We start from the raw sequence: 24,818 nt of genomic DNA, 5'->3' as shown, positions 1-24,818 counted from the left end.
TGTATGTTCGATAATGGATCGACGGGCGGTGTGGGGGCAGTTGTAGATGACGGCCGTCCTGTCGTCGATCCACTCGTGCTGCCGGACATGCTCTTTGCAACGGCGCAGAGCGAGAACATGCTAGCCGCACAGAAGGTGCTCGGTGCATCCATGTTGTCGGAGTCGAGATTCAATGCGGAGCTCGACGTGTCCGGTGATGTCGACAAGGCGTGGCGGATCGCGTGCAACGAGATCGCGGTCATGCTCACGTGTTCGCGGCGCACAGCCGAAGTTCACATCGAGATCGGTGACGCCTTGCGCGAGTTCCTTCCGCTCACCAAGGCTTCATTTGCTGCCGGCGAGCTGGACTATGCGCGTGTGCGCAAGATTGTCGACGGACTCACCGGGGCCGCCCCCGAGGCGATCGCAGCACTCGAGCGCCGAGTACTTGCCTCCGCGCACCGTCTTCCGCCCGGGCAACTCGAGCGCGACATCGAACGTCAGCTCTTTGCCTACGATCCGGATGCTGCCGCCGAACGTCGCCGGAAAATGCTGGAACACCGCGATGTTCGCACGCGTGCAGACCGTCACGGACTCGCCCAGTTGCAGGCAACACTCAGCGCGAACGAGGCTGTCGAAGCGCTTGGCCTGATCAACGAGGCCGCCGGAAGCGTCTGCAACCACGATCCTCGGAATGCCTCGACGCGCCGGGCCGACGCGTTGGTCGCTCTCCTGCACGGCGAACAGGGGCTGACTTGCCAGTGTGGCAGCGAAACGTGCGAGGCAGTATCCCCAGCAGCTCGATCAACTGCGCCCTCACGTCGGAAGCCGTTGCTGCACATCGTGTGCGATCTGGCGACGCTCCTCGGATTGACGTCAGATCCCGCGAGTATCGACGGGTACGGGCCAATCGATCCCGACTTTGCTCGCGAGCTTGCCACCGATTCCACTTGGCAGGCACTGTTTGTCGACTTTCGCTCTCAGGCCGCCGGGAATCGACCGCGTCGGCGACATGCTCCGACTGTCCTGCCGCTTGTCACCCGACGTGATCGCCTGAGTCGCGAACCGAAAGGCTGCGGAGATCGGATTCGGGCGATGCAACGGTTGGTCGCGCGAGCCCCGGACATAGTTCGAAGATCGGATGGGCATGGCGCCCAGCCCGATCCACCTCCCGGCGCGCTGACCTATGCTCCGGGAGCGGCTCTGGCCGCATTGGTGCGGGCCGTCGACGGTCACTGCCGGTTCCCTGGTTGTTCGGTGCCCGCGAACAGGTGCCAACTCGACCACATCACCGAGTTCGATCCTTCCGACCCGAGACGCGGTGGGTGGACCATTGCGAGCAACCTCCAATGCCTGTGTCGCCATCACCATCAGGTGAAGACATACAGGTTATGGACGCCGGTGATGCTCGTGGATCGTGCCATTCACTGGACCGACAGCACCAGCGGGTTGACGGCTGTCACGGTTCCGGAGAGGCGCTGACTTCGAAGATGGTCTCCAGACCGTCTTCTTCGTCCCACTGCTCACCGACTTCGTTGAAACCGTACTGGCTGATCAGATTTCGCGATGCGATGTTTTCCGGGCTGATGGTCGCTCGAACGATGTGCACTTCGGATTGGCGACTCGCGACGTCGAGAAGTATCTCGAGGGCAGTTCGAGCGTAGCCCAGTCGCCGGAATACCGGGTCGATGCGATATCCGATCTCCACCATCCCGCGCGCATCGGGGCGACCGTGGAATCCGGCCAACCCCACCGGCGTCGAGGTGCGGGCATCGACGGCGATGCGGGTGATCCACGCGCTGTCGAGTGGGTTCCCGGATATCTGCGTGCTCCGGTAGCGCCACAAGCCCTGGCATTCTTCGCCGAGGAGATACGGGGTCAGCAGGTTGGGTTCGAGTTCCATTGCGAGAGTGGCGTTGTCTCCACCCAGTGCATGTAGGGCGAGTGATGGAACCCGGATCAGTTGAAGTCCACGTCCGTCGAGTGTCCAGGGTAGTTCGGTGACTGTCACAGGTCGGCGATCGGAGTCGACAGAGTTATGTCGACGCCGATGCTCCGAAGATTGCCGTCCAGAACCTGCCAGATGGAGCGCCCGAGAAACTCGGCCAATTCCGCACTGGTCACATCGGAACCCGGCTGGCTGAGCCAACGGTTGACGCTGACGTCGACCAATCCGATGACGCCGAAAGCCAAGGGCTCCGCCATCTTCGACGGTTTGCCGCGGCTGGCGAGGATCGCGCCCAAGAGGTTCCCCAATTGGACGGCGATGGCTGTCTTGGTTCCGGTCACCACTTTCGAACCGGTTGCCCGCGTACTCGGCGAGCCCTTGCCTAAAAAGTGGTGCAGTCGTGGGTATTTCACAATCCACTGGAGGTAGGTCTCGACTGCCCGTGAGATAGCCTCGCCGACCGTACCCTGCGGCGTGAGGGTGGGTGTCAGGTCGGTCATCATCATCTCGAGGATGCGAACTCGCAGCTGCTCGTCGAGGTCGGCTCGATCCTTGAAGATCCGGTAGACAACGGAACGTGGGACGTCGGCGCGCTCGGCGATCTGCTGGACGCCGACGTCGGCGCCACCTTCGTTGACTGCATCGAGTGCTGCGTCGAGGATCCGCGCTTTGCGCTGCTCCTTGTGATCGTTCCAGCGAGTGCTGCGCCCGTCGGGCTGCGCCGACTCGGCTGTTTTTGTCATAAATCGAACGATACTCACCCCGCCATTGACTGGACAAGATGTCTCACATACTTTGGTGGGACAGCGTGTCACACACAGATACCGTTCTCTTCAGGAGTGGCAATGAGTAACAGGGTTTTTGTCGTCGGCGTCGGCATGACGAAGTTCGAGAAGCCGGGAGCCCGCGAGTGGGACTACCCCGACATGGCACGCGAGTCGGGTACCAAGGCGCTCGAAGACGCGGGTATCGACTACACCGAGGTCGAGCAGGCATACGTCGGCTACGTCTACGGCGAGTCCACCGCAGGTCAGCGGGCTGTCTACGAGCTGGGTCTGACGGGCATCCCCATCGTCAACGTCAACAACAACTGTTCGACGGGATCGACCGCGCTCTACCTCGCCACGCAGGCAGTCAAGAGTGGTCAGGCCGACTGCGCACTGGCGCTGGGCTTCGAGAAGATGCAGTCCGGGTCCCTCGGATCCACCTACGACGACCGTGAACAGCCACTCATGCGGCACCTCCTCGCTCTCGCCGAACTGCAGGAGTTCGCGATGCCGCCCGCTCCGTACATGTTCGGCGCGGCCGGCGTCGAGCACATGGAACGCTTCGGAACCACTGCAGAGCAGTTCGCGAAGATCGCCGTCAAGAACCACAAGCACTCACTGAACAACCCGTACGCGCAGTTCCAGGACGAGTACACCCTCGAGCAGATCCTCGAAGCACGCCAGATCCACGGGCCGCTCACCAAGCTCCAGTGCTCGCCTACCTCGGACGGATCCGGCGCGGCGATCATCGCCAGCGAAGCATTCGTCGAGAAGCACGGCCTCGCTGCTCAGGCGATCGAGATCGTCGGGCAGGCCATGGTCACCGACATGAACAGCACCTTCGAGGACAAGAGCGCGATCAGTCTCGTCGGCGCGGACATGACTCGTAAGGCCGCTGAGAAGGTGTACGCGCAGGCCGGGATCACCGCCGACGACGTCGACGTCATCGAACTCCACGACTGCTTCTCCACCAACGAGTTGCTGACGTACGAGGCACTCGGACTGTGCGCCGAAGGTGACGGCGGCAAGCTCGTCGACGCCGACGACACCACCTACGGCGGACGCTGGGTGGTCAACCCGTCCGGCGGCCTCATCTCCAAGGGTCACCCCCTCGGCGCAACCGGTCTTGCCCAGTGCGCCGAACTCACCTGGCAGCTCCGCGGAACCGCCGACAAGCGCCAGGTCGACGGTGCGAAGGTCGCGCTCCAGCACAACATCGGACTCGGCGGCGCAGTTGTCGTGACCGCATACAAGCCCTACGCACGCTGAATCACACCCACAACCCGCCAGCTACCCACCAGGAGTTTCATCATGGCTTCCGTTTCCGTCTCCGCTGTACTGCCCGCATCCCCCGAGAAGACCTGGGATGCGCTCTCCGACCTGTCTCGCTGGGAAGAGTGGCTCACCATTCACCAGGGCTGGAAGAGTGAACTCCCCACCCAGGTTGCGTTGGGCGCCAAGTTCACCGAGGTCGTCTCCGTGATGGGTATGGCAAACAAGATCGAGTGGACCGTCGAAGAGGTCGAGGTTCCGAAGATGGTCAAGATTGCCGGTACCGGAATGGCCGGCGTCACCGTCGAATTCGTTCTCTCGGTCGAGGCCGACGGTGCCGGTTCGAAGGCAACCGTCGACGCCAGCTTCAAGGGCACCATGATCGTCGGGCCGATCGGCAAGGCAGTAGCCAAGAACGCCAAGGCTGACCTCGAGGCCTCGCTGGCCAAGTTCGCCGAGCTGGTCGGGTAACGGCTCAATGACGACACCGAAGACCAACGCGGTCGAATTCGATACGTCCGGGCTGGGCGTATGGACCGATCCGGAGCACTTCGAGGTGACAGCCGAGCGCATCGCTGAATATGCCGCTGCCACCAACGATCCCATCGAGCGACACCTGGAGGGCGAGATCGCTCCACCGGTCTTCGCGGTGGTACCCGTCTTCATGTCGATGGCACCCGCTGCGCTGTCGGTGGCGCCGGTCGAACTGCTGATGAAGCTCGTTCACGGTGAGCAGGACTTCCTGTTCCACCGTCCGATCTACCCCGGTGACCACCTTGTCGCTCGTGCCAAGCCCATCGGATTCGAGGGCCGGGACAACGGATCCACCGTCGTCATCTATGTCGAAACCAAAACCGACAAGGGTGAATTGGTCAACGAGCAGTGGATGACGGCCTTCTTCCGCAAGGTCGACGCAGGCCCCGGACTTGGCGAGAAGGCTCCCGAACACCGATTCGACGACGCTCTTCGCGCGGGTAGTCCCGCAGCGGTGGTGAACCAGCACATCGACGAGGACCAGACGTTCCGGTACTCACCGGCTTCCGGCGATCCGATGCCGATTCACCTCGACGAGGAGATCGCTCGGATGTCCGGGCTCCCCGGAATCATCAACCACGGACTGTGCACGATGGCGTTCACGTCGTGGGGAGCCTTGACCGAACTGGCGGGCGGAGAGACCGAGCGGTTGCGCCGTCTCGCAGTGCGATTCGCGAAGCCCGTGCTCCCGACCCAGGACATCGAGACGGTGTTCTACAAGTCGGGTTCGGCAGACGGAGCCACGTCGTACTCGTACGAAACCAGCGCGGTCGGCGACCTCGTCATCAAGGACGGCCTCGCGGTCATCGCCGACAAATGAGTCTTCATGTCCGACAACTGAACTGATGGGAATCTGAACTGATGGGAAGTCTCGACGGTCGCGTAGCGATCATCACCGGAGCAGGACGCGGCATCGGCCGTGAGCATGCGCTGCTCTTCGCTCGTGAGGGTGCGAGCGTCGTGGTCAACGATCTCGGCGGCGCAAACGACGGATCGGGCGCAGATGCCGGCCCGGCGCAGCAGGTAGTCGACGAGATCGTCGCCGCAGGCGGAAAGGCTGTTGCCAACACCGACAACATCGCCACCTGGGACGGGGCCGAGGGCCTCGTCAAGCAGGCCGTCAGCGAGTTCGGCCGACTCGACGTACTGGTCAACAACGCGGGCATTCTCCGTGACGCCTTCATTGCCGGCATGGACGAGAGCCAGTGGGATGCAGTCATTGCCGTGCACCTCAAGGGTCACGCGGCGACGCTGCACCACGCTGCCGCGTACTGGAAGGACCAGAGCAAGGCAGGCGAGACCGTCAACGCTTCGGTCATCAACACCGCTTCGGCTTCGGGTACCTTCATGCCCAACGCGGGCCAGGGCAACTACGGCGCCGCCAAGGCGGGCATCGCAGCCCTGACTCTGGTGGCCGCTGACGAGCTCGATCGATACGGCGTGCGTGTCAACGCTATTGCGCCGATCGCGCGTACTCGGCTGACGCTGGCGACACCCGGTATGGGCGCGTTGTTCGCCGCCGAGGTCCCCGAGGGTGAGTTCGACGCGTTTGCGCCGTCCAACATCTCCCCGCTGGTGGCCTATCTAGCGGCAGCGGATTGCAAGCTGACCGGCAAGGTGTATGCCGTTCAGGGTGGGGCCATCACGGAACTCGCCGGCTGGCACGGTGTGAACACCATCGAGAGCGAGGGTCCCTGGACCACCGCCGACCTCGCAGAACGTCTGTAAGCGCATGGCACGCAACGCATACGAACTCGGCCTCGGGCTGAGTGAGGAGCACACCGCACTCGCAGATTCGGTGCGGTCATTCGCCGAGCGCACCATCACTACCGAGCAGGTGCGCGCGGCGGTGGAGTCGAGGACCGAGGACAAGTTCCCCGAGTTCTGGACGGCCCTGGTCGGGCAAGACCTTCTCGGGCTCGCGGTTCCGGAAGAACAGGGTGGTCACGGCGCCGGTCTGCTGACCTTGGCGGTGGCACTGGAAGCATTGGGCCGCACTGTCTCTCCCGGCCCGTTTGTTCCGACAGTATTGGCAAGCGCCGTTCTCGGTGCCGCCGATTCCAAGGCGGGACCCGAGTTCCTGCCGGGTCTGATCGACGGAAGTCGTACGGCAGCAGTCGCCTTGGGTGCACCGTTGACGGCCGAGTCGTCGGACGGCGGATACAAGATCACGGGCGCACTCGACGGTGTGCTCGGCGGTGAACACGCCGACGTGCTGCTGGTCCCGATCCAGTTGCCCGAGGGTGTCCGCTACGCGGTGCTCGAGAGCAGCGCAGTCGCGATCACCGTGCAGGACAGCATCGACGTGCTGCGCGGCAGTGCGCGGATCGAAGCTGACAATGTTCAGATCAGCGCCGAACGGATACTCGACGGTCTCACCGAGGCGCGGGTACGGTCCATTGCCGCAGTCGTTCTCGGCGCCGAAGACGTCGGCGTCATGTCCTGGTGTGTTTCCACTGCGTCGGAGTACGCCAAGACACGCGTGCAGTTCGGGCGACCCATCGGCCAGTTCCAGGGCGTCAAGCACAAGTGTGCGCAGATGGGCATTGCGCTCGAGCAGGCACGCGCCGTTGTGTGGGATGCGGCAAGCGCATTGGACAAGGGCGACGACACGGCAGATTTTGCCGCCGATATCGCCGCAGTCATCGTGCCGGACGCCGCAGTGCAGGTAGCGCAGGATTGTGTGCAGGTCCACGGCGGCATCGGATTCACGTGGGAGCACGACGCCCACCTGTACTACCGGCGCGCGCTCTCGATCCGCGGCATTCTCGGCACCCGCGAGGATCGTGCCAACCGTGTTGCGCAGCAGGCACTTGACGGTGTCAGCCGGGCTTCGGTTCTCGAACTGCCGCCCGAGGCAGAGGAGATCCGCGGCGACATTGCGGCCGAGCTTGCCAAGTTGGTCGAGCTCGACGAGGACGACCAGCTGATCGCGCTCGGCGACGGCGGCTGGGTTCAGCCTCACCTGCCGAAGCCGTACGGGCGCAGCGCCGCTCCGCTCGAGCAGATCGTCATCTCCCAGGAGATCAAGGCTGCGGGTATCTCGATGCCGCAGCTCCTGATGGGCACCTGGGCCGTGCAGGCCGTCGTAGCGCATGGTTCGGACAAGCAGAAGCAGGAATTGGCAATACCGACCCTGCAGGGTGAGCTGGTGTGGTGCCAGCTCTTCAGTGAGCCCGGTGCTGGTTCCGACCTCGCGTCATTGTCCACGAAGGCCGAAAAGGTCGACGGCGGTTGGAAGATCACCGGTCAGAAGATCTGGACCACGGTTGCGCAGTTCTCCGACTGGGCAATGCTGATCGCCCGTACGGACGCCACCAAGCCGAAGCATCAGGGCATCACCTACTTCGTGCTCGATATGTCGACACCGGGCATCACCGTCCGCCCGCTGCGTGAGATGACGGGTTCGGCGTTGTTCAACGAGGTGTTCCTCGACGACGTGTTCATCCCCGACGAGAACGTGGTCGGCGAGGTCAACGACGGCTGGAACGTCGCACGTACGACGCTGGCCGGCGAGCGCGTCGCCCTGAGCCAGAAGATGGAGGCGTACGCCTCGGACTCCGATCTACTGAAGTTCGCGAAGTCGGCAGACCTGAGCCCGATCGGGCGCTACCGCGTCGGCGAGCTGGTGGCCGAGAGTCAGGCGATCGACCTCATCGGCTCCCGCGTTGTGCTCAAGCAACTTTCGGGAATCGACGTGAGTACGACGTCGAGCGTCGGCAAGCTGTTGGCGATGAAGATCAGCCAGTCGATCGCCGAGTTCGTCGTCGCCGAACTGGGTGCTGCCGGAGCAGTCAGCATCCCAGGTCAGCCAAGCGACAAGGCGATGGAGCAGCTCATTTCGGGCCGTGCCACCACCATCTACGGCGGCACAACCGAGGTGCAACTCAACGTGATCGGTGAGCGCATGCTCGGATTGCCGCGAGACTGAGGGTATTTACCGGTGAGGCTCAGTCCTGGATTCTTCTCCAGGGCTGAGCCTCTTCCAGTTCGAAGGCCAATTCGAGGAGTGTGCGCTCGTCGCCGAGATCGGCGGAGAAATGCGAAGCCAACGGCAAACCGTTGCTGGTCTGGTGCATCGGTAGCGAAATCGCGGGACCACCGGAGATGTTGTTGAGCGGTGTGAACGACGTGTACGCGATCAACTTGTCGAAAAGCTCCTCGAAAGGCTGAGCGGGAGAGAGGTATCCGAGCTCGGGGGTGGTGTGCCCCAGAGCCGGCGAGAGCACGACGTCGTACTTCAAGAACATGGCGCTGTACTGCTGCTGGAGCCGTCGCAGGCGGTAGAGCACGCGCGGCGTCTTCACCAGGTTCTTCCGGTACAGCGTGTACAGGCCCTTGGTGAGATTGTCGGTGCCGGACTTGTCGAAGTCGGGCCCGAGCATCTGTTTGCCACCGGTGGAGATGGCAAACGACAAAAAGCCCCAGTAGATGCTGAAGTCGTCGATGAATTCCGGTCCGACGGGCAATGCCGCGTCCTCGACGTGATGGCCAAGGCCGGCAAGGAGTTCAGCCGTAGCTTCGACGGACTTGCGTGTCTCGTCGTCGGTCTTGGTGACCGTCACGGAATCGGTGATCACGCCGACGCGCAGGCGGGTTGAGCTGGGTCCTTCGATCAGGCGAACCGGTGCGAGTCGTGGATTGCGGTAGTAACTTTCGGCCGCTGACATCCATCGTGCGGTGTCGCGAACCGTGCGGGTGACGGCGCCCTGAGAGATCAGCCGGATCGGCATCGACTTGTCGGCCGGATCGGCGATGGTACGGCCGCGAGTGGGTTTGAGTCCGACCAGTCCGCAGGCAGCGGCGGGAATGCGAATCGATCCACCACCGTCGTTGGCGTGCGCGATCGGGAGGACTCCGGCAGCAACCAGTGCGGCAGCGCCACCCGAGGAAGCGCCCGACGAGTAGGCCGGGTTCCACGGGTTGTGCACGGGTTCTTCCGTCATGTACTCGGTGGACGCACTGAATCCGAACTCGGGCAGTCGGGTCTTGCCGATCGAAATGGCCCCGGTGGAGAGGAACTGCTTCGCGAAATCGCTGTCAGCCTTGGCGGGGACTGCTGTGAAGGCGGTGCTGCCCTGCTGGGTGGGAAGGCCGGCGCTGTCGGTGTTGTCTTTGATCGCGGTGGGGACGCCGGCGAAGATGCCCGTGGCCGGCCGGTTGCTCCTGGCGAGGGCGCGATCGAAGTCTGTGCAGGCCAGACCGTTCAATTGCCCCTGCACTGCCTCGGCGCGCGCGATCGACGCCTCCATGACTTCCCGTGCGGTCACCTCGCCTGATTTGATCCGGGCGGCGACGCCGGTGGCGTCGAGATCGCCCAGGGCGTCATCGGTGAATGCGTGGACGGGGGTGTTGGGGCTCATGGGGATCCTTGTCAGGCGGAGGCACTCAGGTCGTCCGTCCAGCATATTGGACGGACGACCCCTGAGTGGCGCTATCTGTGGATTGCGGTATCAGCTACCGAAGATCGTCACTGCCTGCTCTGCTGCCTGCGGTGCCTGCTGGAACAGGCCCTGAGGGATGAACTGCTGAGGAATGAACTGCTGGGGACCCAACTGCTGGAAGTTCGTGACCATCGGGTGGATGACGTTGTTGAATACATCGTTGAACATGTGTTGTGTCCTTCGGTTACAGCGTTTTTCGAACTTCTGACTCCATCGACACTAAGCACGGTTCGGGTGGGTTTCAACGAAAATCACTGATACACAGTCAAGTTCAAGTTCATTGCCAGCTAGGGGCCAGGAATCGGCGTTTCTTCACAGCTTCGACGCGGTGCCATGCAGGTTCTTGGCTGTCGGGGATGTCTCGACGGATTTGGGATCGGGGTACGTGCCCAGTACGCGATCGGCCGTTCCCGCGGTGGTGACGGTGAACCAGTAGTGCTCGTTCTTGAAGTGATGGTTGCGATGGTTGCGCCAAACCGACCGGTAGAGAGCAGTTTTCGGCTTGTAGTCACTGTGGATGAGGAAATGAGTCCACTCGTAGCCGAGGCCGAGTACGGAAATACAGGTCAGGAAGGTCAGACCGAGTTCGACGCGGGGAAACGCCAGGAGTGCGACGGCAGTCAGGACGGGAATCACAATCAGGAGCGTCTGCCACGGAATGAAGATGAGTGAGATGGTTCGCGGGGCGAAATGGTGCTCCCGATGGCTGCGCGCCAGGCGTGAATCGAGGGTGACGCCGGCAATGGTCCGCGGCTTCCAATGGAGAACGAAGACGTGAATAATCCACTCCACGAAGGGGAATGCGGCAAGCATCACGAGCGGAACAAGGGCGTCGGTGATCTGCCAGTTGCCCAGCGTGAAGCGCGCTGCCGCGGCGACCACCAACATGGTGCCGATCATCCACGGCGTCGGTGACTTGCGGAACGTCCGTGCTGCGTCGGCCAGAGTGAGAGGCTTGCTCATGGTTTCAGTCCTTCCAGGAAGGTGAGAGCGTCGCCGATTGCCGTCGTGCCGGTGTGAAGGAGCTGTGCGGCTGACGCCTCGGCAGTTGACTCGTCGTGTGAAGTGATGGCGGAGGCCAGTTTTCGATACAGGTCGGTCTGGCCGACTTCGGCGACCATGACGGAGGCAAGTGCAGTCATGGCCGGTTCGTATGCAGCGCGCAGGCTGTTGAAGATCAAACGGAAGGCAATGGAATCCGCGCTGTCGACGACGACGTCCCAGAACGCCAGAGCGCGGTCTTGCAGCTCTACCGGATCTTCGGTGGCGCCTAGTTGATCCACGGCCGTGTCGAGTTCTCGGGCAGATTCCGCGGAGATGCGACGGGCGGCCAGCACCGCGATCTGCGGTCCCATCAACTCGCGAGTTTCCAGGACGCTGCGCACCACGGTCAGGTCGGGGACGCCGTCTCGAACCAACAACTGGGGGAGAAGCTCGGGTCCGGCCTGGCGTCGAAAATCTCGCACGGACGTGGACTCGCCCTGGCGGACCTCGACGAGCCCGGCCTGGGCGAGCTTCTGAATTGCCTCGCGGACTGCGGGCCGCGAGACACCGAATGCCTCGGCGAGCTTGCGCTCGCTGGGTAGCGCCTCACCCGCGGCCAACTCTCCGGCCAGCACTTTCACTGAAATCTGGTCGAACACTGCGCCGGAAGCGGAGGTACGTGCAACGGGTTGGAACATGTACCGACCGTAAACTCTAACTGGTGAGAGGTCAAGTGGTATGACCAGTTAGCGTCACTGCAGGTTGCGAGTGGTGTCCGCCAACTTGTTCAGGAAGTCCGTGTAGGTGAGTGCGAATCCCACCTTGTCGTCGTAGTCGAGCGGTGCAACATTGCCGGCGGCCACGGCTGGAACACGATCCCACGCCGGGTTGCCCGGCCAGGAGTCGAGATTCTGGGCGACGACGACATCGGCGTCGGCGAGCACATCCGCATTCTCCCAACCGAATTCGGCGCTGTAGCCGCCGATCGCGGCCGACTGAGCGGCGGTGATCGCGTCGTTGGACAAGATCGTGTAACCGAGTGACGACGCTACGTCGACGGTCAGGTTGTTCGGGGTGTTGAACACGAAGAACTTGTCCTCGATCAGCGATACGAAGGCGATCGTCTTGGTCTGCGCGACGGAACCGACGTCGTCGCGGGCAGTGGCGAGAGCGGCTTCGTACCGCGCCTGTGCTGCCGAGGCGGCGGCGGTCTTGCCCAGTAGTGCCAGTTGCTCGCCCATGAATCCCAGAGGCCCGCCGAGTGATTCGGTCTCCTTGTCGGGCGAGCTGCCGTCCTGGATCACCAGAACCGGTGCGATGTCCTCGAAAGTGAGGTTCTGTGACTTGTAGCTCTCGTACCAGCCGACGGAGATGAGGATCAGGTCCGGGTTGTAGCTCAGCACGTCCTCCTTACTGAGATTGCCGCCCAAATGCCCCGCATCGGCAGGGACCTTGGATGCGAGATGGCTCGACTCGTCGTAATCGAGGGCGACGATCGGGTAATCGGCGAGAAGTGCGAACTCGAGGGACGTCCGGGAGTCGATGACAACCACTCGCTGCGGGTCGGCAGGTATCTGGGCGGAGTACCCCGCGAAGCTGTAGTCGATGGTCTCGGCCGAAGGCGAGGGCTGGTCGTCGGACGAGCTGCACGAGGCGAGCGTGCCGATCAGGATCGCGCCGACCGCGAGCGCGATAGACCTGGCAAAACGGCGGCGGTGGTGCATCTGTGGTGTTCTCCAACGTGTTCGGGCAACATGGTTTGCCTTGCCTAACAACGCTAACGTGTCACCCGTGCGGGTTTGGTGCCATTCTGATGCGGTTTCATGACAGGTGAGAACGAGCGGAAGTACGCGGCGGGGGTGTGGCCGATGACCTGCCTGAACAGGTCGATGAACGTTCCAGGGTTGGCATACCCGAGGCCGCGGGCCACGGCGACGACAGGTTTGCCTGCGGCAATCTCGATCAATGCAACGCGGACGCGCACCAGAATTCGCCATTGAGTGAGCGTCGTGCCGGTGTCGGCCTGGAAGCGGCGCATCAAGGTCCGGCCACTCACGCCGATGGTGCGAGCCCAGTCGGAAGTGGTGCGGTCGTCCGCCGGATCGGCGATGATCTGCTGGGCAATCGAAAGAAGGTCAGGCGTTCTCGGCAACGGAATGTCGAGACTCGCGGCCTGAACGGGATGGATGAGGTCGATTGCCACCTGCTGTAGCCGTAGTCGCTTCAGGTCGGGCATGGCGTTGTTCTCGTTGTGTAACAACACCTCCCGAAGTGCACCGGTCATGGGTATGCCGACTATCGAGTCCCAATCGGTGTCGATTCGATCCGGCGTCAGGTACGTCGCGAAGATGACGGCGCCGTCGTCGGAGCGGACGCGGTGCGCAGTGCCGGCAGGAATCCAGATGCCGAGCATCGGCGGAACCATCCAGAGGTGTTCGGACGCTTCGAGGGTGACGGTCCCACCTGCCGACCACAGCAGTTCATGTTCGCGGTGGGTATGGAAATCCCAGACGCCAGTTGCCGTGCTCTTGAACCGGATGGTGCTGACGGACCACGGCTCCGCGACGATCCGGTTCGGGGTGGACACCGGCTCGTTCCACGTCGACGGTTCCAGGGTCGGCGCTCCCCACAACATGATGCCGGGGAAGTCCTGTCGCGAAGGCGTCACGAACCAAGAACGTACCGGCTTCCGGCCGTCGACCGAGGGGGTGCGCGTATCGATGGCTCGATCGAAACAGTGGTTGGCCATGACGCTTCACCGTAACAGTGCAGGTGAGAGTAATTTTAGGTAGCCCTAATTCGGATACCGTCAGGAAACCCATGACATCACTTCTCTTGCCTACCGCTGACACCGATGCCGAGTTCGCTCGCATCACCGCAGCACTTACCCGACGCGGTTTCCTCGGGGCCGGTGCCTTGGCGGGGATCGGATTGCTCACGGCCTGTGGAACCAGCTCCAGTGAATCGGCCGAGGGCTCGATGCGCACCATCAACACGGCCCTGGGGCAGGTGGAGGTTCCCACCAACCCGCAGCGAGTGGTCAGCGCCGATTACTACACGGGCCCCGCGATGTTCGACGCCGGATTCACGCCCGTCGGATTGCCGGTGGACTACGAGAACGCCGACGGTGTCCCGGAACCGTATGCGTCTGCCCTGCGGTCTCTTCCGAAGGTGGGACGCTGGTACGAGCCCAACGCCGAGGCGATAGCGGCTTTGTCTCCCGACTTGATCGTGATGACCAACCTCCTTTCGGAGAACAACCCGGATCTTTACGAGCAGATCCGGTCGATTGCACCGACCGCAGTTTTTGCCGAAGACGGCCAGTACGCGTGGAAGGAGCGCGCCCTCGGGGTCGCGGACGCACTCAACCAGAGTGCGAAGGTTCAAGAGTTGGCAGACCGGTACGAGGCGCGGATCGCGAAGTTCCGCAGCGACAATGCTGACGTGTTGAGCAAGGTGAAGGTCGTCTACACCACGTACTTCGAGGAGAGTGGTTTCTCGCTGTACTCGCCGACCAAGTATCAGACGACGGTCATCAGCGAGGCCGGGTTCCAGTTCAACGACCGCTCACTCGCAATTCCTGCCGGCAGCAACGAGTGGTTCCCGAAGGAGCAGTTGGAGCTACTCGACGAAGCCGACGTCATCATCACCAACAGTGGCAAGGGCCCCATCAACGAGAAGTTGGCGAACGACACCATCTTCCAGCGTCTGCGCGCCGTCAAGAACGATCAGGTGTACTCGTTCGACTACGAGGGCGTCGCGTCGTTCGGTTGGGCCCTGACGTTCCTCGAGCAGTTCCAGCCGATCGCTGAGGAGATCAGAGCCAAGCTCTGATCTCCTCAGCAATCAAGAGGAAGCCGGCGCCACCACGTCCAGCCTCGGTTGATGCTGGTCGGTGTATGCCCACGGGCGGATCTTCTCCAGTGCTTTGCCGATCCGGAACACGGTCGGTTCGTCGTACGTATGGCCGACGATCTGGACGCCCGTGGGAACGCCGTTGTGTGCGTGTCCACTGGGCACCGCTAGTACGGGGCACCGATTGGCGACGTTGAACGGCAACGTGAGAAGTGCTTCGGCGGTGGTGTTCACGTGCTGGCCCGCAACCGTGAGGCCGTCGAGCAAAGACTCGCCTGCCGGGAAGGCGATGGTGCCCGAAGTCGGGCAGATCAGCGCATCGAATGGAGCCATCGCCTCGGCGAGCTCTCGTTGCATCTGGGTTTCTTTGCGAAGGCCGTCCAGAAATGACATTTCTGCAGCGCCCTTCGACGTGATCGCGACGTTGTCGAGCGTGTAGTCGGCAAGAAGATCACCGTGGACGCGAGCAACTTCCGCGACGGATGCACCCATGATCGTTCCGAAATGGACTTTCACCGCTGCTGCCATCGAATCACGAGTCCACGGCAACTCGATCTCCTCGACGATCGCGCCGGCATCGACCAACGACTGTGCGAGAGCCCGGGTGTTCGCCTCGATGTCAGGCTCGATCGGGAAGTCGCCGAGCCGCACGCACAGGGCAATGCGCATTCCCTCGACCGACGGGTACTCGTGTGGCAGCGTGATCGCCGGCCTGAGGGAAGAATGGTCACGCGGATCCGGCCCGATCAGAACGTTGGCCAAAAGAATTGCGTCGTCGACAGTTCGGGCCATCGGACCGTCGCCACGGTAGGAATCCATGGACAGCGGGGCGACCCCGGGAATGCGGCCGTACGACGCTTTGAGCCCGACGGTGCCGGTGAAGCCTGCCGGGCCCCGCGTCGACCCGCCGATATCGGATGCTGTTGCCAGAGTGGTAGTTCCGGCAGCGAGGGCGGCGCCCGCGCCTCCGGATGAACCGCCGGGACTGTAATCGAGGTTCCAGGGATTGCGAGTCACGCCCCACAGTGGAGAGTGCGTGAACGCCGCAACACAGAACTCCGGCGTCGTGGTGCGTGCGTGAATCAAGCCGCCTGCTGCCAGAACTCGATCGATCACCGGTGCGTTCTCGCGGGCGATGTTTCCGCGTGCCGCCAGCGAACCTTCGGTCAGAGACTTTCCGGCAATAGCGTGTTTTTCCTTGGCAGCTACCGGAATTCCCTCCAGCGGCCGCGGATCGGGTCCGTGGCCGAGATATCGGCTCTCAGCTTCCCGAGCGCCGATGAGTGCCCTCCTCGAACATCTCTTCGGTGAAGGCATTGATGTGAGGTTCGAACTTCTGGGTTCGGTCGACGACTGCTTGTAGCAGCTCGACCGGAGACAATTCTCGCGTGCGAAAGTGTGCAATAGCTTCGGTGGCGCTGAGGTAATGCAGGTCGTCTGACATTGCGTTATCTCCCTGGAGAAGTATGTGTAGGAATCACGCGCTTCGCGCAAGGGCGCCCAGTGCGGCCGCAGTCATAGCCGTGACACCTTCGGGTAGTGCCGCGGCCGGATCCGGCGCGAAGCGCGGTGAGTGATTCGAGGGTGTGCCGGGAGGAATCCGTCCCTCGGCGAGTGCGGCGAGAGCCCTTTCGTCGAAACTCCGAAGCGCCGTCCCGCCGAAATGCCAGAATACGGAGGGGCATTGGGCAGCAGTGCCGAAGACTCCGAAGTCCTCACTGCCTGAAAGCGGTTGCGGCAGGGTGTGCATTCCCAATCCTGCCCGGCGTAGGTCGGTCATCACCGTGGACGTTGCGTCCGGAGTATTGACCGTGGCCGGAAAGCCGTTGTACGCATGAACGTCCGGCGCTTCGGCGGCGCCTGCTCCGTCCGCTTCTGCGCGAGCGATCCGGCCTACAGATTCGAGCATGTGTTCTCGCGACGACGCACTGAAAGTTCGCAGGCTGAGTAGTAGTTCGGCGTCGTCGGCAATGATGTTCGCAGCTGTGCCGGCGTGCAATGCTCCCACCGTGAGCACCGGTGCTGTCGGGGTTGCCGCTTCATGAGCGACCAGACTTTGAATGCGCAGCGCGAAAGATGCTGCCATCAACAAGGGGTCGATGCACGCGTACGGCGATGACGCATGTCCACCACGGCCGTGAAAAACCACTCGAATCGTGTCGGATGCTGCCATCAAGATGTCGGGTTTGCTGACCAGCATCCCAGCCGGAGTCGGGCCCACGTGTTGTCCCAGGCAGAGGTCCGGTCGCGGGAAGCGGTCGAAGATTCCGTCGTCGACCATCGCACGAGCGCCGGACCCGGTCTCCTCGGCAGGCTGGAAGACCGCGACAACAGTGCCGGTGATCGACGTCGGATCCGCGGAAAGTGCTGCGCACGTGGCAAGTAGCGCGGTGACGTGGACGTCGTGGCCACACGCATGCATGACGCCATCCGTCTTGGAGGCGTATGACAGCCCGGTGTCTTCTGCGACCGGCAACGCGTCCATGTCGGCGCGTAGCAGGATCACCGGCCCGCTGCTCCCTTGGAGAACACCGACGACACCCGTGCCGCCGACTCCGATCGTGACGTCCCAGCCGCCGATCCGCCGAAGCTCTTCGGCAACAAGTGCGGCAGTGCGAGTTTCGTTGCCGGACAACTCGGGGTGTGCGTGCAGGTCCCGGTACAGATCGAACCAGTGCGGCTCGACGGTTCGCAACCGCGACGGGTCTCCGAATTCAAGATTCGAAAGCAGTTGGTTCATGGTCGATCTTCTTTCGGTTGGTGATGATCAGTTGGCGGTTTTCAGTTGCACCAGGTTCAGCATCTTTTCTCGGGTCTGCGGCGCTGCCATTACCGCGATGATCGCCACGACGGGCCCGAGCGCGAGCGATACGAACGCCGCTGACCAGGAGAGGTGGTCCACGATGAATCCGAACACCAGCGGTGCGACTATCCCGGCGACCATGCCGCCGAAAATGATCATCGACGAGGCGGCTCCGACAACCCATGAAGGCAGGCTACGAAGTGGGAGTGCAAAACACGGCATGAAAGCGAAAGAGGCAGCGGCAGATCCGAGGGTGACGAGAACGACGAACAAGGCCGTGTTGGAGGCGAAAGGAACTGAAACGAGCATCACGATGCACGCGAGCATGGACGGCACTACGACGATGCGGCTGTTGCCTGCCAGTCGATCCGAGATTCGGCCGCCGATGACGGTGGTCACGGCGGCCACCACGGTTGCCGGGATGAGAAGGAGGCTCGCACTCGAGAGGGCGATTCCACGTTCGTCATGGAGGTAGGACGGAACCCAGGACGACATCCCCCAGATCACGAAGTCGTAGCCGAAGAACATCAAGGCGAAGAGCCACATCGCGCGGGAGCGAAGTACGGTGCGCATGTTGTCCCAGGAGGAATCCGGACCGTGGTCGATCTCCGCCGGAAGTGCGGGCGGGAGCCACAACTTGATGCTGACGAGCGAGAGTACGCCGAGCGCCGCGACGGCCAGAAACATCCCACGCCAGCCGATCAACGGGAGAAGCGCTGCCGCAACGACAATGGCGAGAAGCGTACCGACGGCGTTGGAACTGTTCATCCATCCGGTTGCGGTGGCACGTTGCTCCGGGATGCTGCGTTCGGCAACCAGCTTTACTGCGGCTGCCGGAAACACGCCCTGTGCGAGACCGAAGAGAAAGCGAACAACCAGAAGCGTCCCGAACGACCACGCAAGGGCGGTGAGGCCGGTGAAGACACTCCACGCCACCAACCCGATCAGAGCCATCCGGACTGCGCCGTATCGATCGGCGAGCAGTCCACCAGGCAGTTGGGCCAGTGTGTATGCAATGAAGAACGTGGAGATGATCAATCCACGCTGGGAGTAGTCGAGATCGAACTCCTCACCGAGCAAAGGGAGGGCGAGGTTGATCGCCAGCCGATCTATGTAGTCGATCGCGTAGGCGACGAACAGCAGCGCGACCGTGACTTTGGTGGAGCGAAGCACTGGGCCTCCAAGTGGTGAACCTGTGAAGTGATTCACATATCTTCGGCAAACAGGCAGGGATCACCGGCCAGAATGCAGTAATCCAGCAATACTTGGCAGATGAAGCCGGAATCCGACGCATTTGTGATCGCGGAATCTGATCTGGAGATCATCAATGCACTCCAACTCAACCCCCGCGCGTCGTGGACACAGTTGTCGTCGGTACTCGACATGGATTCGACGACGATCGCCCGCCGGTGGCGTCGCCTCGTCTCGAACGGTCATTCGTGGGTCAACGCGGTCGCAATCGGTCGAACCCACATATTCGGCTATCTCCTGATCAGGACCACTCAGGATGCGGTTGCCGACGTGGGGGAGCGGTTACGTGAGCTGGCCTGCGCTTATCTGTTGGCCAGGACGGAAGGTGAGTACGAGTACTTCGTCGGAGTTGTGGCCGCCGACCACAAGAGTTTGGACGCCTTGGTGTGTGAGCACCTTGCTGCCGATCCTGGAATCTTGTCGATCAGAAGCCGGGTCGGGGTGAAGGTGTACCGAGACGGCTTCAGTTGGGAGCCGGGCGCTCTGGGGCAAGCAGGTCGCGCTCAGCTGGCAACCGCTGCGGCGCCGGCAGATCCGACAGTGTTCCGTGAGTCCGACGGTGCCCTGTTGGAGGCGCTCGGCCGTGACGGACGTGCCAGCTATGCGCGTCTCGCCGCGATTTGTGGAACGAACGAGACTGCGATTCGACGGCGCTTGGCCCAGCTGACTGCATCGCGACAGTTGATTTTCCGCTGCGATGTCTCGCAACAGGCTGTCGGTTCACCGTTCGAAGTGATCTTCGATGTCGCTGTGGACGGTTCCACCGACGAACTCGGCAATCTTGTGTCGAGTTGGCCGGAGATCAGATTGTTGGTGGCGACTACCGGAACAGCGAACATGTTGATCAGCGTGTGGCTGAGCAGCCTCGCGCAGAGTCTTGTCGTCGAGGATCGACTCCGCCGAATCGGTAGTGTGCGGATCCTCGATCGACGTGTCTCGCTGTACCCGATGAAGCGGTTCGGGCAGCTACTCGGACCGAGCGGAGTGGCGGAAGGTCATGTCCCGGTCGCGATTTGGGGCGCCGGCGACGTTATTCGTTGAGCGTCAGTCGATCGGCGTCCGATTGTCGTCGACGAGGTGTGTATCGGAGTCGGTCGCACGGGAGCGCTTCCAGATCATCCGTGCCAGCGCACCCAGTACGGACACTGCCAGGACAACGCCACCGCCGATGATGCCGGCCGACGAGTCGGGGAAGATGCCCTCGAGCAGCAGCCAGACACCGAAGACGAAGAACAGCACCGCGGCGCCGATCTTGATGAATCCGTCTGGGAGGTGCTTGCCCAGTACCGAGCCGACGATGATGGCGAGAGCGTCGGCCGCCACCATGCCTACCGTCGACCCGATCCAGACGCCGATCCAGTCGTTGTCTGTCGCAAGGGTGATGGTGGCGAGCATGGTCTTGTCGCCGAGTTCTGCCAGGAAGAAGGCCGACGCGACGGCGATGAAGGCGGATCGCGTGACGCGACCGGCTTTGTTCTGCTCGTCGTCGGTGAGATCGTCACCGCGCAGGGTCCAGAGGCCGAAGATCAGGAACGCGATCCCGCCGACGATGGAAATTGCCGCGGTGGGGAGTGCGACGCCCAGGTAGTGGCCGACGGCGACCGAGACAAGGTGAACAAGGGTGGTGGCGACGGTGATTCCGCCGAGAACGACCCACCAGCGATATCGCAAGGCAAACGTCATTGCCATCAGTTGCGACTTGTCGCCGAGTTCCGCGACGAAAATGACGCCGAAACTCAAAAGTATTGCGGCAAGCAAGGTTTACTCCTCCGGTCGGTGTAGGTCGGAGGAAAAATGCGAGCCTCCGGCCTGGGCAGGCGCATAGTGCGCTTGTCCGGCCGAAGGTCTCGCCCACCGAGGCCACAGGACCTTCGGTTCGCCAGGCCGGGTGCTTCGCGATCCACACCAGGCGGAGCGCGTCGAACCAGTATGTCGACACAGGCGATTGGGGGCTACTCCCCTTCGTTGCTACCCACGTTAGCGCGGTCGGCTCGAATTGGCAAAGCGCACAGCAAGTTTGGGAGTCCGAACTTATCGCTTACCGCGGCCGTCACGAAGCGAGGAGCATGGCCAAAACAGCGGTGTCGGGATCGCTGATCAAATCGATGCCGACGCGGCTGATCATGGAGACGACCGTGCCGTCCGGCTCTGCCTCCACCCAGGCCGCACGATGCTCCAAGCCCAGGTAGGGAAGTCCTGGCAGTAGTACGCACCCCGACGCGCTTCCCTCGCATTCCGGCAGGCTGGGGGTAGTTTCCGACGGCGGGTGCAGCATGATCAGTGCCGGCGGCTGATGGTCGGAGAAACGGCCGGGTGTCAGTGCAAAATCGCCGAGCACCGGACCTTCGGCAACCACCAGACCGACGGTGCCGGGTTGCGGATCCTCGGGAACGTCCTCACGCACTCCGAAGACCGTCGTCGTCGGCAACAATCCCGGCATCGAGGCCACTCGGACAGCCAGGGCGAGAAGCTGCGCCCACTCCTGGGTGGTGTCCGGCCAACGGCCGGAAATGACGAAACCCTGCAAAGACCCAGCGGCTTGGAACGGAGAAATGCCTATTGCTTCGTTTCTGTTCATTTCTGTTCCTCCCTCGGTGCTGGGGCAAATCTCGGTCTGACGCGCATGCGTCGGTCCGGCACACCTCGTTGGGTAATCGAAATATGCACCTATTCGGTACTGGCACACAAGACAGGGAGAGTGCCAGCCAGGTTTGCGCTGGTGAGAGCGGTGGTATGCGCAGGCATGACTCTGTCGAAGAACCGTTCTCGGCTCGAAGACCTGGCAACGCAGGCGTGGATCTTCGGGTATCCCCTGTTGATTGCGGCGGTATCGCGTGACGTCATGACGGCGACGCCGACCCCGGTGGCGATGAAAGCCCCGCTCAACCAGTTCGCTTATGCGCGTACGACGCCCGACGCGAGCTTCACCGATGTCGTCTCGCCCAACGCGGACACTCTTTACTCGTCGGGGTGGCTGGACGTCTCGACGGAACCGCAGGTGCTCTCGCTGCCGGACTTCGGCACCCGGTACTGGTTGGTCCCCATCCTCGACGCGTGGAGCGACGTCTTCACGGTGCCGGGATCTCGGACGGTAGGACGCACCGGGGGGCCGTACCTGGTGGCCGGACCGAATTGGAAAGGCAACGTGCCCAAGGGTTTGACGCTGCTGCGGTCGCCGACGGCGATGAATTGGATAGTCGCCCGCTACGCGACGTCAGGGGGAACGGACCTGGCCGAAGTGCACAGCCTGCAGGACCGGACGCGACTCACACCACTGTCGGAATGGACGGGTGACCCGAAGGCCTACACGCCCGGAGAAGTTCCGGTGAACTCCGCTGTCGACACGCGCACACCGCCGGTGGACCAGGTGGCAGCAATGGACGGCGAGGCCTTTTTCACCACGCTCGACGCACTTCTCGACGACAATCCTCCGCGTCCGGAGGATACCGAGATGATGAAACAGCTGTCCGACATCGGAATCGGCTCCTCGCTGCCCTGGAAGTCGCGCCCGCAAGAGGTGCGTGATGCCCTCGACCGGGCTGCGCGGACCGGAATGGACGTGCTGAGCGAGATCGCCAAGGAGGCGGAAGGCAATCCGAAGAACGGCTGGACGATGCACCGCGGCTTGGGGCATTACGGGACTCATTACGCTCAGCGGGCTCTGATCGTCTGGCTCGGTTTCGGGGCCAACCTCGACGCAGATGCCGTGTACCCGCACGCCACCACCGACGTCGACGGTAAGCCTCTGACCGGTGAGAAGAAGTACGTACTTCATTTCGAGAAGGACGAGTTCCCGCCGGTCGAGGGATTTTGGTCGCTCACGATGATGAACGAGCGACAGTACTTCGTGGACAACCCGATCGATCGATATGCCATCGGCGATCGAAGTGATCTGGTGTTCGCCGACGACGGCTCGCTGGACATCTATCTCCAGCACGAGTCGCCTGGTGGCGAGAAGGAGCGGAACTGGCTGCCGGCTCCGTCCGGTGAATTCAACGTCTTTCTGCGCCTGTACTGGCCGAAGGCTGCAGTGCTTTCGGGATCGTGGACTGCGCCCGGTATTCGGGAAGCAAGTATTCGGGAAGCGGGCTGAAAGTCCCCTCGCTTCGCACCCGAAGAGCACAACTCGGTATCAGCCGCGCGTTTCGATGGGCGGAAAGGTCACGATAGCCATACGATCTGTCGGTATTGCCCTGTTTGAAAAGCTGTTGAATCGGTCAGAGACACCCGCTTGCTTCGGAGGCTACTGATGGTCACGCAGAATCCGTTCGTGCAGTACGGCAAAGAGATCTGGTGGATGATCCTGATCCGCGGAATCTTCGGCGTGATCTTCGGAATCATCGCGCTCGTGTGGCCGGGAATTACCGTGGTGGCCTTGGTTTTCCTGTTCGGTATCTACTCCATTGTCGACGGCTTGATCACGCTCGTTCGAGCCATCCGGGACCGCGAACACCTGAGTTCGTGGGGATGGTGGGTGTTCACCGGCGTCGTTTCGGTGGGAGCCGGTATCGTCGCGCTGGTCTGGCCAGGCATCACGGCGCTGGTACTTCTGTACATAATTGCCTTCTACGCCATCATGTTCGGAATCTTCGGAATTGTCGGCGCCTTCAAGATGAAAGCGCTGCCAGGATCCAGTTGGGGATGGCTGCTCGCCGCATCGGTGCTCGCGGTCATCTTCGGCATCATCCTTCTGATCGCACCAGGCGAAGGCATCATCAGCCTCATCTGGCTGTTGGGTTGGTACGCAATCTTGTTCGGCCTCTTCATGATCGTGGGCGCATTCCAGATCAGAAGCCGGGCAAAGGAAGCCGGTGTTCTCTAGGAAGGGCAAGCCGGCCGCCGCGGCTCCCGCTCCGATCCCCACGCTTTCCGGTAGTGCGAACTGGTCGATCCCGCGCGGTCTGATCGTCCTGCTCGGTCTCGCGGCCACCGTGGTTGCCGTCGGCGGAATGAAGGTGTTCGGCGGCATCCTCGGACCGGTATTCCTGGCGCTCGTGCTGACGATTGCCGTTCAGCCCATTCAGGATTGGTCACAGCGACGAGGGTGGCCCAAGTGGGTCGGGATGCTCGGCTCACTGGTCACCGTGTACCTGATTCTGCTCGGGTTGGCGGCGTCGTTGATCGTGTCGACGGCCCAGTTGGCGACAATCCTGCCTCAATACTCCGAGGAGATGACCAACCTCCTCAACGAGGGCCGCGACAAGTTGGCCGACTTCGGAGTCAGCACCGAACAGATCCAAAGCACACTCAGCAGTATCGATCTCACGAAGGTCGTGGGCGTACTCGAAAGCGGGCTGGAGGGTCTGCTCGGCATTCTGTCGGATCTGGTGTTCATCCTCGCGCTGTTGTTGTTCATGGCTTTCGACGGCATGAGTATCCGCTCGCGGTTGAATGTGCTGTCGGAGCAACGTCCCGAAATCTCCTACGCGCTCTCCACCTTTGCCGCCGGAACTCGCAAATATCTGGTCGTCTCGACGGTCTTCGGCCTCATCGTGGCGGTACTCGACGGTGGTGCGCTGTGGCTGATGGGCATTCAGCTGCCCGTCCTGTGGGCGCTGCTGTCGTTCATCACCAACTACATCCCCAACATCGGGTTTGTCATCGGCGTCATCCCACCGGCGCTCCTGGGACTCCTTCAGGGCGGGCCGTGGCTGATGCTGTGGGTGATCGTCGTCTACTCCGTCATCAACTTCGTGATCCAGTCCATCATCCAACCCAAGTTCGTCGGCGACGCCGTCGGGCTGTCGGTGACGATGACCTTCCTCTCGCTTGTCTTCTGGGCGTGGGTTCTCGGAGCACTCGGAGCATTGCTGGCGATTCCGCTCTCGTTGCTGGTGAAGGCCGTCCTGCTCGACATCGACCCGGCCACACGCTGGGCGGACATCCTGATCAGTGGTCCTCGAACCGAACCGGATGAAGACCCGAAAGAAGAAGCGAAACCGACCCCGGCGCCCACCTAGAACTTCTCAGTGTTTCTACAA

The 24,818-nt window shown here is 62.3% G+C and carries 25 protein-coding genes; 11 read left to right on the top strand and 14 right to left on the bottom strand.

Going from position 1 to position 24,818, the window contains the following annotated elements:
• The first annotated feature begins 3 nt into the window (after positions 1-3).
• On the top strand, positions 4-1,461 hold the full coding sequence (locus B0E55_RS06485) for an HNH endonuclease signature motif containing protein (RefSeq protein ID WP_080909311.1): 1,458 nt from the start codon (positions 4-6) through the stop codon (positions 1,459-1,461).
• Here B0E55_RS06485 and B0E55_RS06480 read toward each other — a convergent pair.
• Positions 1,439-1,990, bottom strand: a complete 552-nt coding sequence (locus B0E55_RS06480) for a GNAT family N-acetyltransferase (protein WP_080909310.1) — start codon at positions 1,988-1,990, stop codon at positions 1,439-1,441. The genes B0E55_RS06485 and B0E55_RS06480 overlap by 23 nt on opposite strands.
• Positions 1,987-2,670, bottom strand: a complete 684-nt coding sequence (locus tag B0E55_RS06475; RefSeq protein WP_080909309.1) for a TetR/AcrR family transcriptional regulator — start codon at positions 2,668-2,670, stop codon at positions 1,987-1,989. The genes B0E55_RS06480 and B0E55_RS06475 overlap by 4 nt, the downstream gene beginning before the upstream one ends.
• A 102-nt stretch (positions 2,671-2,772) precedes the next feature.
• On the opposite strand from B0E55_RS06475, the gene B0E55_RS06470 reads away from it, so the two are divergent.
• The 5 genes from B0E55_RS06470 to B0E55_RS06450 are packed head-to-tail and all read left to right on the top strand — an operon-like array spanning position 2,773 to position 8,431.
• Positions 2,773-3,963 carry a lipid-transfer protein gene (locus tag B0E55_RS06470; RefSeq protein ID WP_007735955.1) on the top strand — a complete coding sequence of 397 codons (1,191 nt, stop codon included), beginning with the start codon at positions 2,773-2,775 and terminating at the stop codon, positions 3,961-3,963.
• A 42-nt stretch (positions 3,964-4,005) separates the two neighbouring features.
• A complete protein-coding gene (locus B0E55_RS06465; protein ID WP_019746343.1) occupies positions 4,006-4,437 on the top strand; it encodes a type II toxin-antitoxin system Rv0910 family toxin in 432 nt (143 codons plus the stop codon).
• A gap of 7 nt (positions 4,438-4,444) precedes the next feature.
• The gene (locus B0E55_RS06460; protein ID WP_080909308.1) at positions 4,445-5,320 is read left to right on the top strand and encodes a MaoC/PaaZ C-terminal domain-containing protein; all 876 of its coding nucleotides are present in this window, start codon (positions 4,445-4,447) and stop codon (positions 5,318-5,320) included.
• Between the two features lie 41 nt (positions 5,321-5,361).
• Positions 5,362-6,228 carry an SDR family oxidoreductase gene (locus tag B0E55_RS06455; RefSeq protein WP_007735961.1) on the top strand — a complete coding sequence of 289 codons (867 nt, stop codon included), beginning with the start codon at positions 5,362-5,364 and terminating at the stop codon, positions 6,226-6,228.
• A 4-nt stretch (positions 6,229-6,232) separates the two neighbouring features.
• A complete protein-coding gene (locus B0E55_RS06450) occupies positions 6,233-8,431 on the top strand; it encodes an acyl-CoA dehydrogenase (protein ID WP_080909307.1) in 2,199 nt (732 codons plus the stop codon).
• A 19-nt stretch (positions 8,432-8,450) separates the two neighbouring features.
• Here B0E55_RS06450 and B0E55_RS06445 read toward each other — a convergent pair whose 3' ends face one another.
• From B0E55_RS06445 to B0E55_RS06425, 6 genes are all read right to left on the bottom strand, one after another.
• Positions 8,451-9,863: an amidase gene (locus B0E55_RS06445; protein ID WP_080909306.1), complete on the bottom strand. Its 1,413-nt coding sequence runs from the start codon at positions 9,861-9,863 to the stop codon at positions 8,451-8,453.
• 90 nt (positions 9,864-9,953) lie between these two features.
• The gene (locus B0E55_RS31875; protein ID WP_020905720.1) at positions 9,954-10,112 is read right to left on the bottom strand and encodes a hypothetical protein; all 159 of its coding nucleotides are present in this window, start codon (positions 10,110-10,112) and stop codon (positions 9,954-9,956) included.
• Between the two features lie 144 nt (positions 10,113-10,256).
• Positions 10,257-10,907 (bottom strand): sterol desaturase family protein, encoded by a 651-nt coding sequence (locus B0E55_RS06440; protein ID WP_019746348.1) that lies wholly within the window; start codon positions 10,905-10,907, stop codon positions 10,257-10,259.
• Entirely contained in the window at positions 10,904-11,626 is a 723-nt protein-coding gene (locus tag B0E55_RS06435; RefSeq protein WP_019746349.1) for a FadR/GntR family transcriptional regulator, read from the bottom strand. Before B0E55_RS06435 ends, B0E55_RS06440 begins: the two co-directional genes overlap by 4 nt.
• Positions 11,627-11,680: 54 nt before the next feature.
• Positions 11,681-12,652, bottom strand: a complete 972-nt coding sequence (locus B0E55_RS06430; RefSeq protein ID WP_019746350.1) for an ABC transporter substrate-binding protein — start codon at positions 12,650-12,652, stop codon at positions 11,681-11,683.
• Between the two features lie 53 nt (positions 12,653-12,705).
• Positions 12,706-13,596: a helix-turn-helix domain-containing protein gene (locus tag B0E55_RS06425; RefSeq protein ID WP_198538398.1), complete on the bottom strand. Its 891-nt coding sequence runs from the start codon at positions 13,594-13,596 to the stop codon at positions 12,706-12,708.
• 152 nt (positions 13,597-13,748) lie between these two features.
• Here B0E55_RS06425 and B0E55_RS06420 point away from each other — a divergent pair, with 152 nt between their 5' ends.
• On the top strand, positions 13,749-14,762 hold the full coding sequence (locus B0E55_RS06420) for an ABC transporter substrate-binding protein (RefSeq protein ID WP_019746353.1): 1,014 nt from the start codon (positions 13,749-13,751) through the stop codon (positions 14,760-14,762).
• Between the two features lie 12 nt (positions 14,763-14,774).
• Here B0E55_RS06420 and B0E55_RS06415 read toward each other — a convergent pair whose 3' ends face one another.
• From B0E55_RS06415 to B0E55_RS06405, 4 genes are read right to left on the bottom strand one after another with little or no spacing between them, the layout of a single operon-like run.
• Positions 14,775-16,100, bottom strand: coding sequence for an amidase (locus tag B0E55_RS06415; protein ID WP_241896025.1), 1,326 nt, complete (start codon positions 16,098-16,100; stop codon positions 14,775-14,777).
• Positions 16,045-16,227, bottom strand: a complete 183-nt coding sequence (locus B0E55_RS32125; RefSeq protein WP_241896024.1) for a hypothetical protein — start codon at positions 16,225-16,227, stop codon at positions 16,045-16,047. The genes B0E55_RS06415 and B0E55_RS32125 overlap by 56 nt, the downstream gene beginning before the upstream one ends.
• A gap of 33 nt (positions 16,228-16,260) precedes the next feature.
• Positions 16,261-17,523: an amidohydrolase gene (locus tag B0E55_RS06410; protein WP_020905726.1), complete on the bottom strand. Its 1,263-nt coding sequence runs from the start codon at positions 17,521-17,523 to the stop codon at positions 16,261-16,263.
• A 27-nt stretch (positions 17,524-17,550) separates the two neighbouring features.
• A complete protein-coding gene (locus B0E55_RS06405) occupies positions 17,551-18,759 on the bottom strand; it encodes an MFS transporter (RefSeq protein ID WP_080909305.1) in 1,209 nt (402 codons plus the stop codon).
• Positions 18,760-18,858: 99 nt separating this feature from the next.
• On the opposite strand from B0E55_RS06405, the gene B0E55_RS06400 reads away from it, so the two are divergent.
• A complete protein-coding gene (locus B0E55_RS06400) occupies positions 18,859-19,878 on the top strand; it encodes an Lrp/AsnC family transcriptional regulator (protein WP_080909304.1) in 1,020 nt (339 codons plus the stop codon).
• 3 nt (positions 19,879-19,881) lie between these two features.
• Here B0E55_RS06400 and B0E55_RS06395 read toward each other — a convergent pair whose 3' ends face one another.
• On the bottom strand, positions 19,882-20,595 hold the full coding sequence (locus tag B0E55_RS06395; RefSeq protein WP_019746358.1) for a TMEM165/GDT1 family protein: 714 nt from the start codon (positions 20,593-20,595) through the stop codon (positions 19,882-19,884).
• Positions 20,596-20,887: 292 nt separating this feature from the next.
• A complete protein-coding gene (locus B0E55_RS06390) occupies positions 20,888-21,415 on the bottom strand; it encodes a hypothetical protein (RefSeq protein WP_019746359.1) in 528 nt (175 codons plus the stop codon).
• 165 nt (positions 21,416-21,580) lie between these two features.
• On the opposite strand from B0E55_RS06390, the gene B0E55_RS06385 reads away from it, so the two are divergent.
• From B0E55_RS06385 to B0E55_RS06375, 3 genes are all read left to right on the top strand, one after another.
• Positions 21,581-22,930 (top strand): DUF1254 domain-containing protein, encoded by a 1,350-nt coding sequence (locus B0E55_RS06385; RefSeq protein ID WP_080909303.1) that lies wholly within the window; start codon positions 21,581-21,583, stop codon positions 22,928-22,930.
• Between the two features lie 156 nt (positions 22,931-23,086).
• Positions 23,087-23,659, top strand: coding sequence for an HdeD family acid-resistance protein (locus tag B0E55_RS06380; RefSeq protein ID WP_019746361.1), 573 nt, complete (start codon positions 23,087-23,089; stop codon positions 23,657-23,659).
• Positions 23,649-24,797, top strand: coding sequence for an AI-2E family transporter (locus B0E55_RS06375; protein ID WP_080909302.1), 1,149 nt, complete (start codon positions 23,649-23,651; stop codon positions 24,795-24,797). Before B0E55_RS06380 ends, B0E55_RS06375 begins: the two co-directional genes overlap by 11 nt.
• Positions 24,798-24,818: the final 21 nt, after the last annotated feature.

The sequence above is a fragment of the Rhodococcus sp. 66b genome, from assembly GCF_002076325.1.
Classification (GTDB): domain Bacteria; phylum Actinomycetota; class Actinomycetes; order Mycobacteriales; family Mycobacteriaceae; genus Rhodococcus_F; species Rhodococcus_F erythropolis.
The sequence above is the reverse complement of the archived record's forward strand: the minus strand, read 5'-3'. Positions and strand labels throughout refer to the sequence as shown.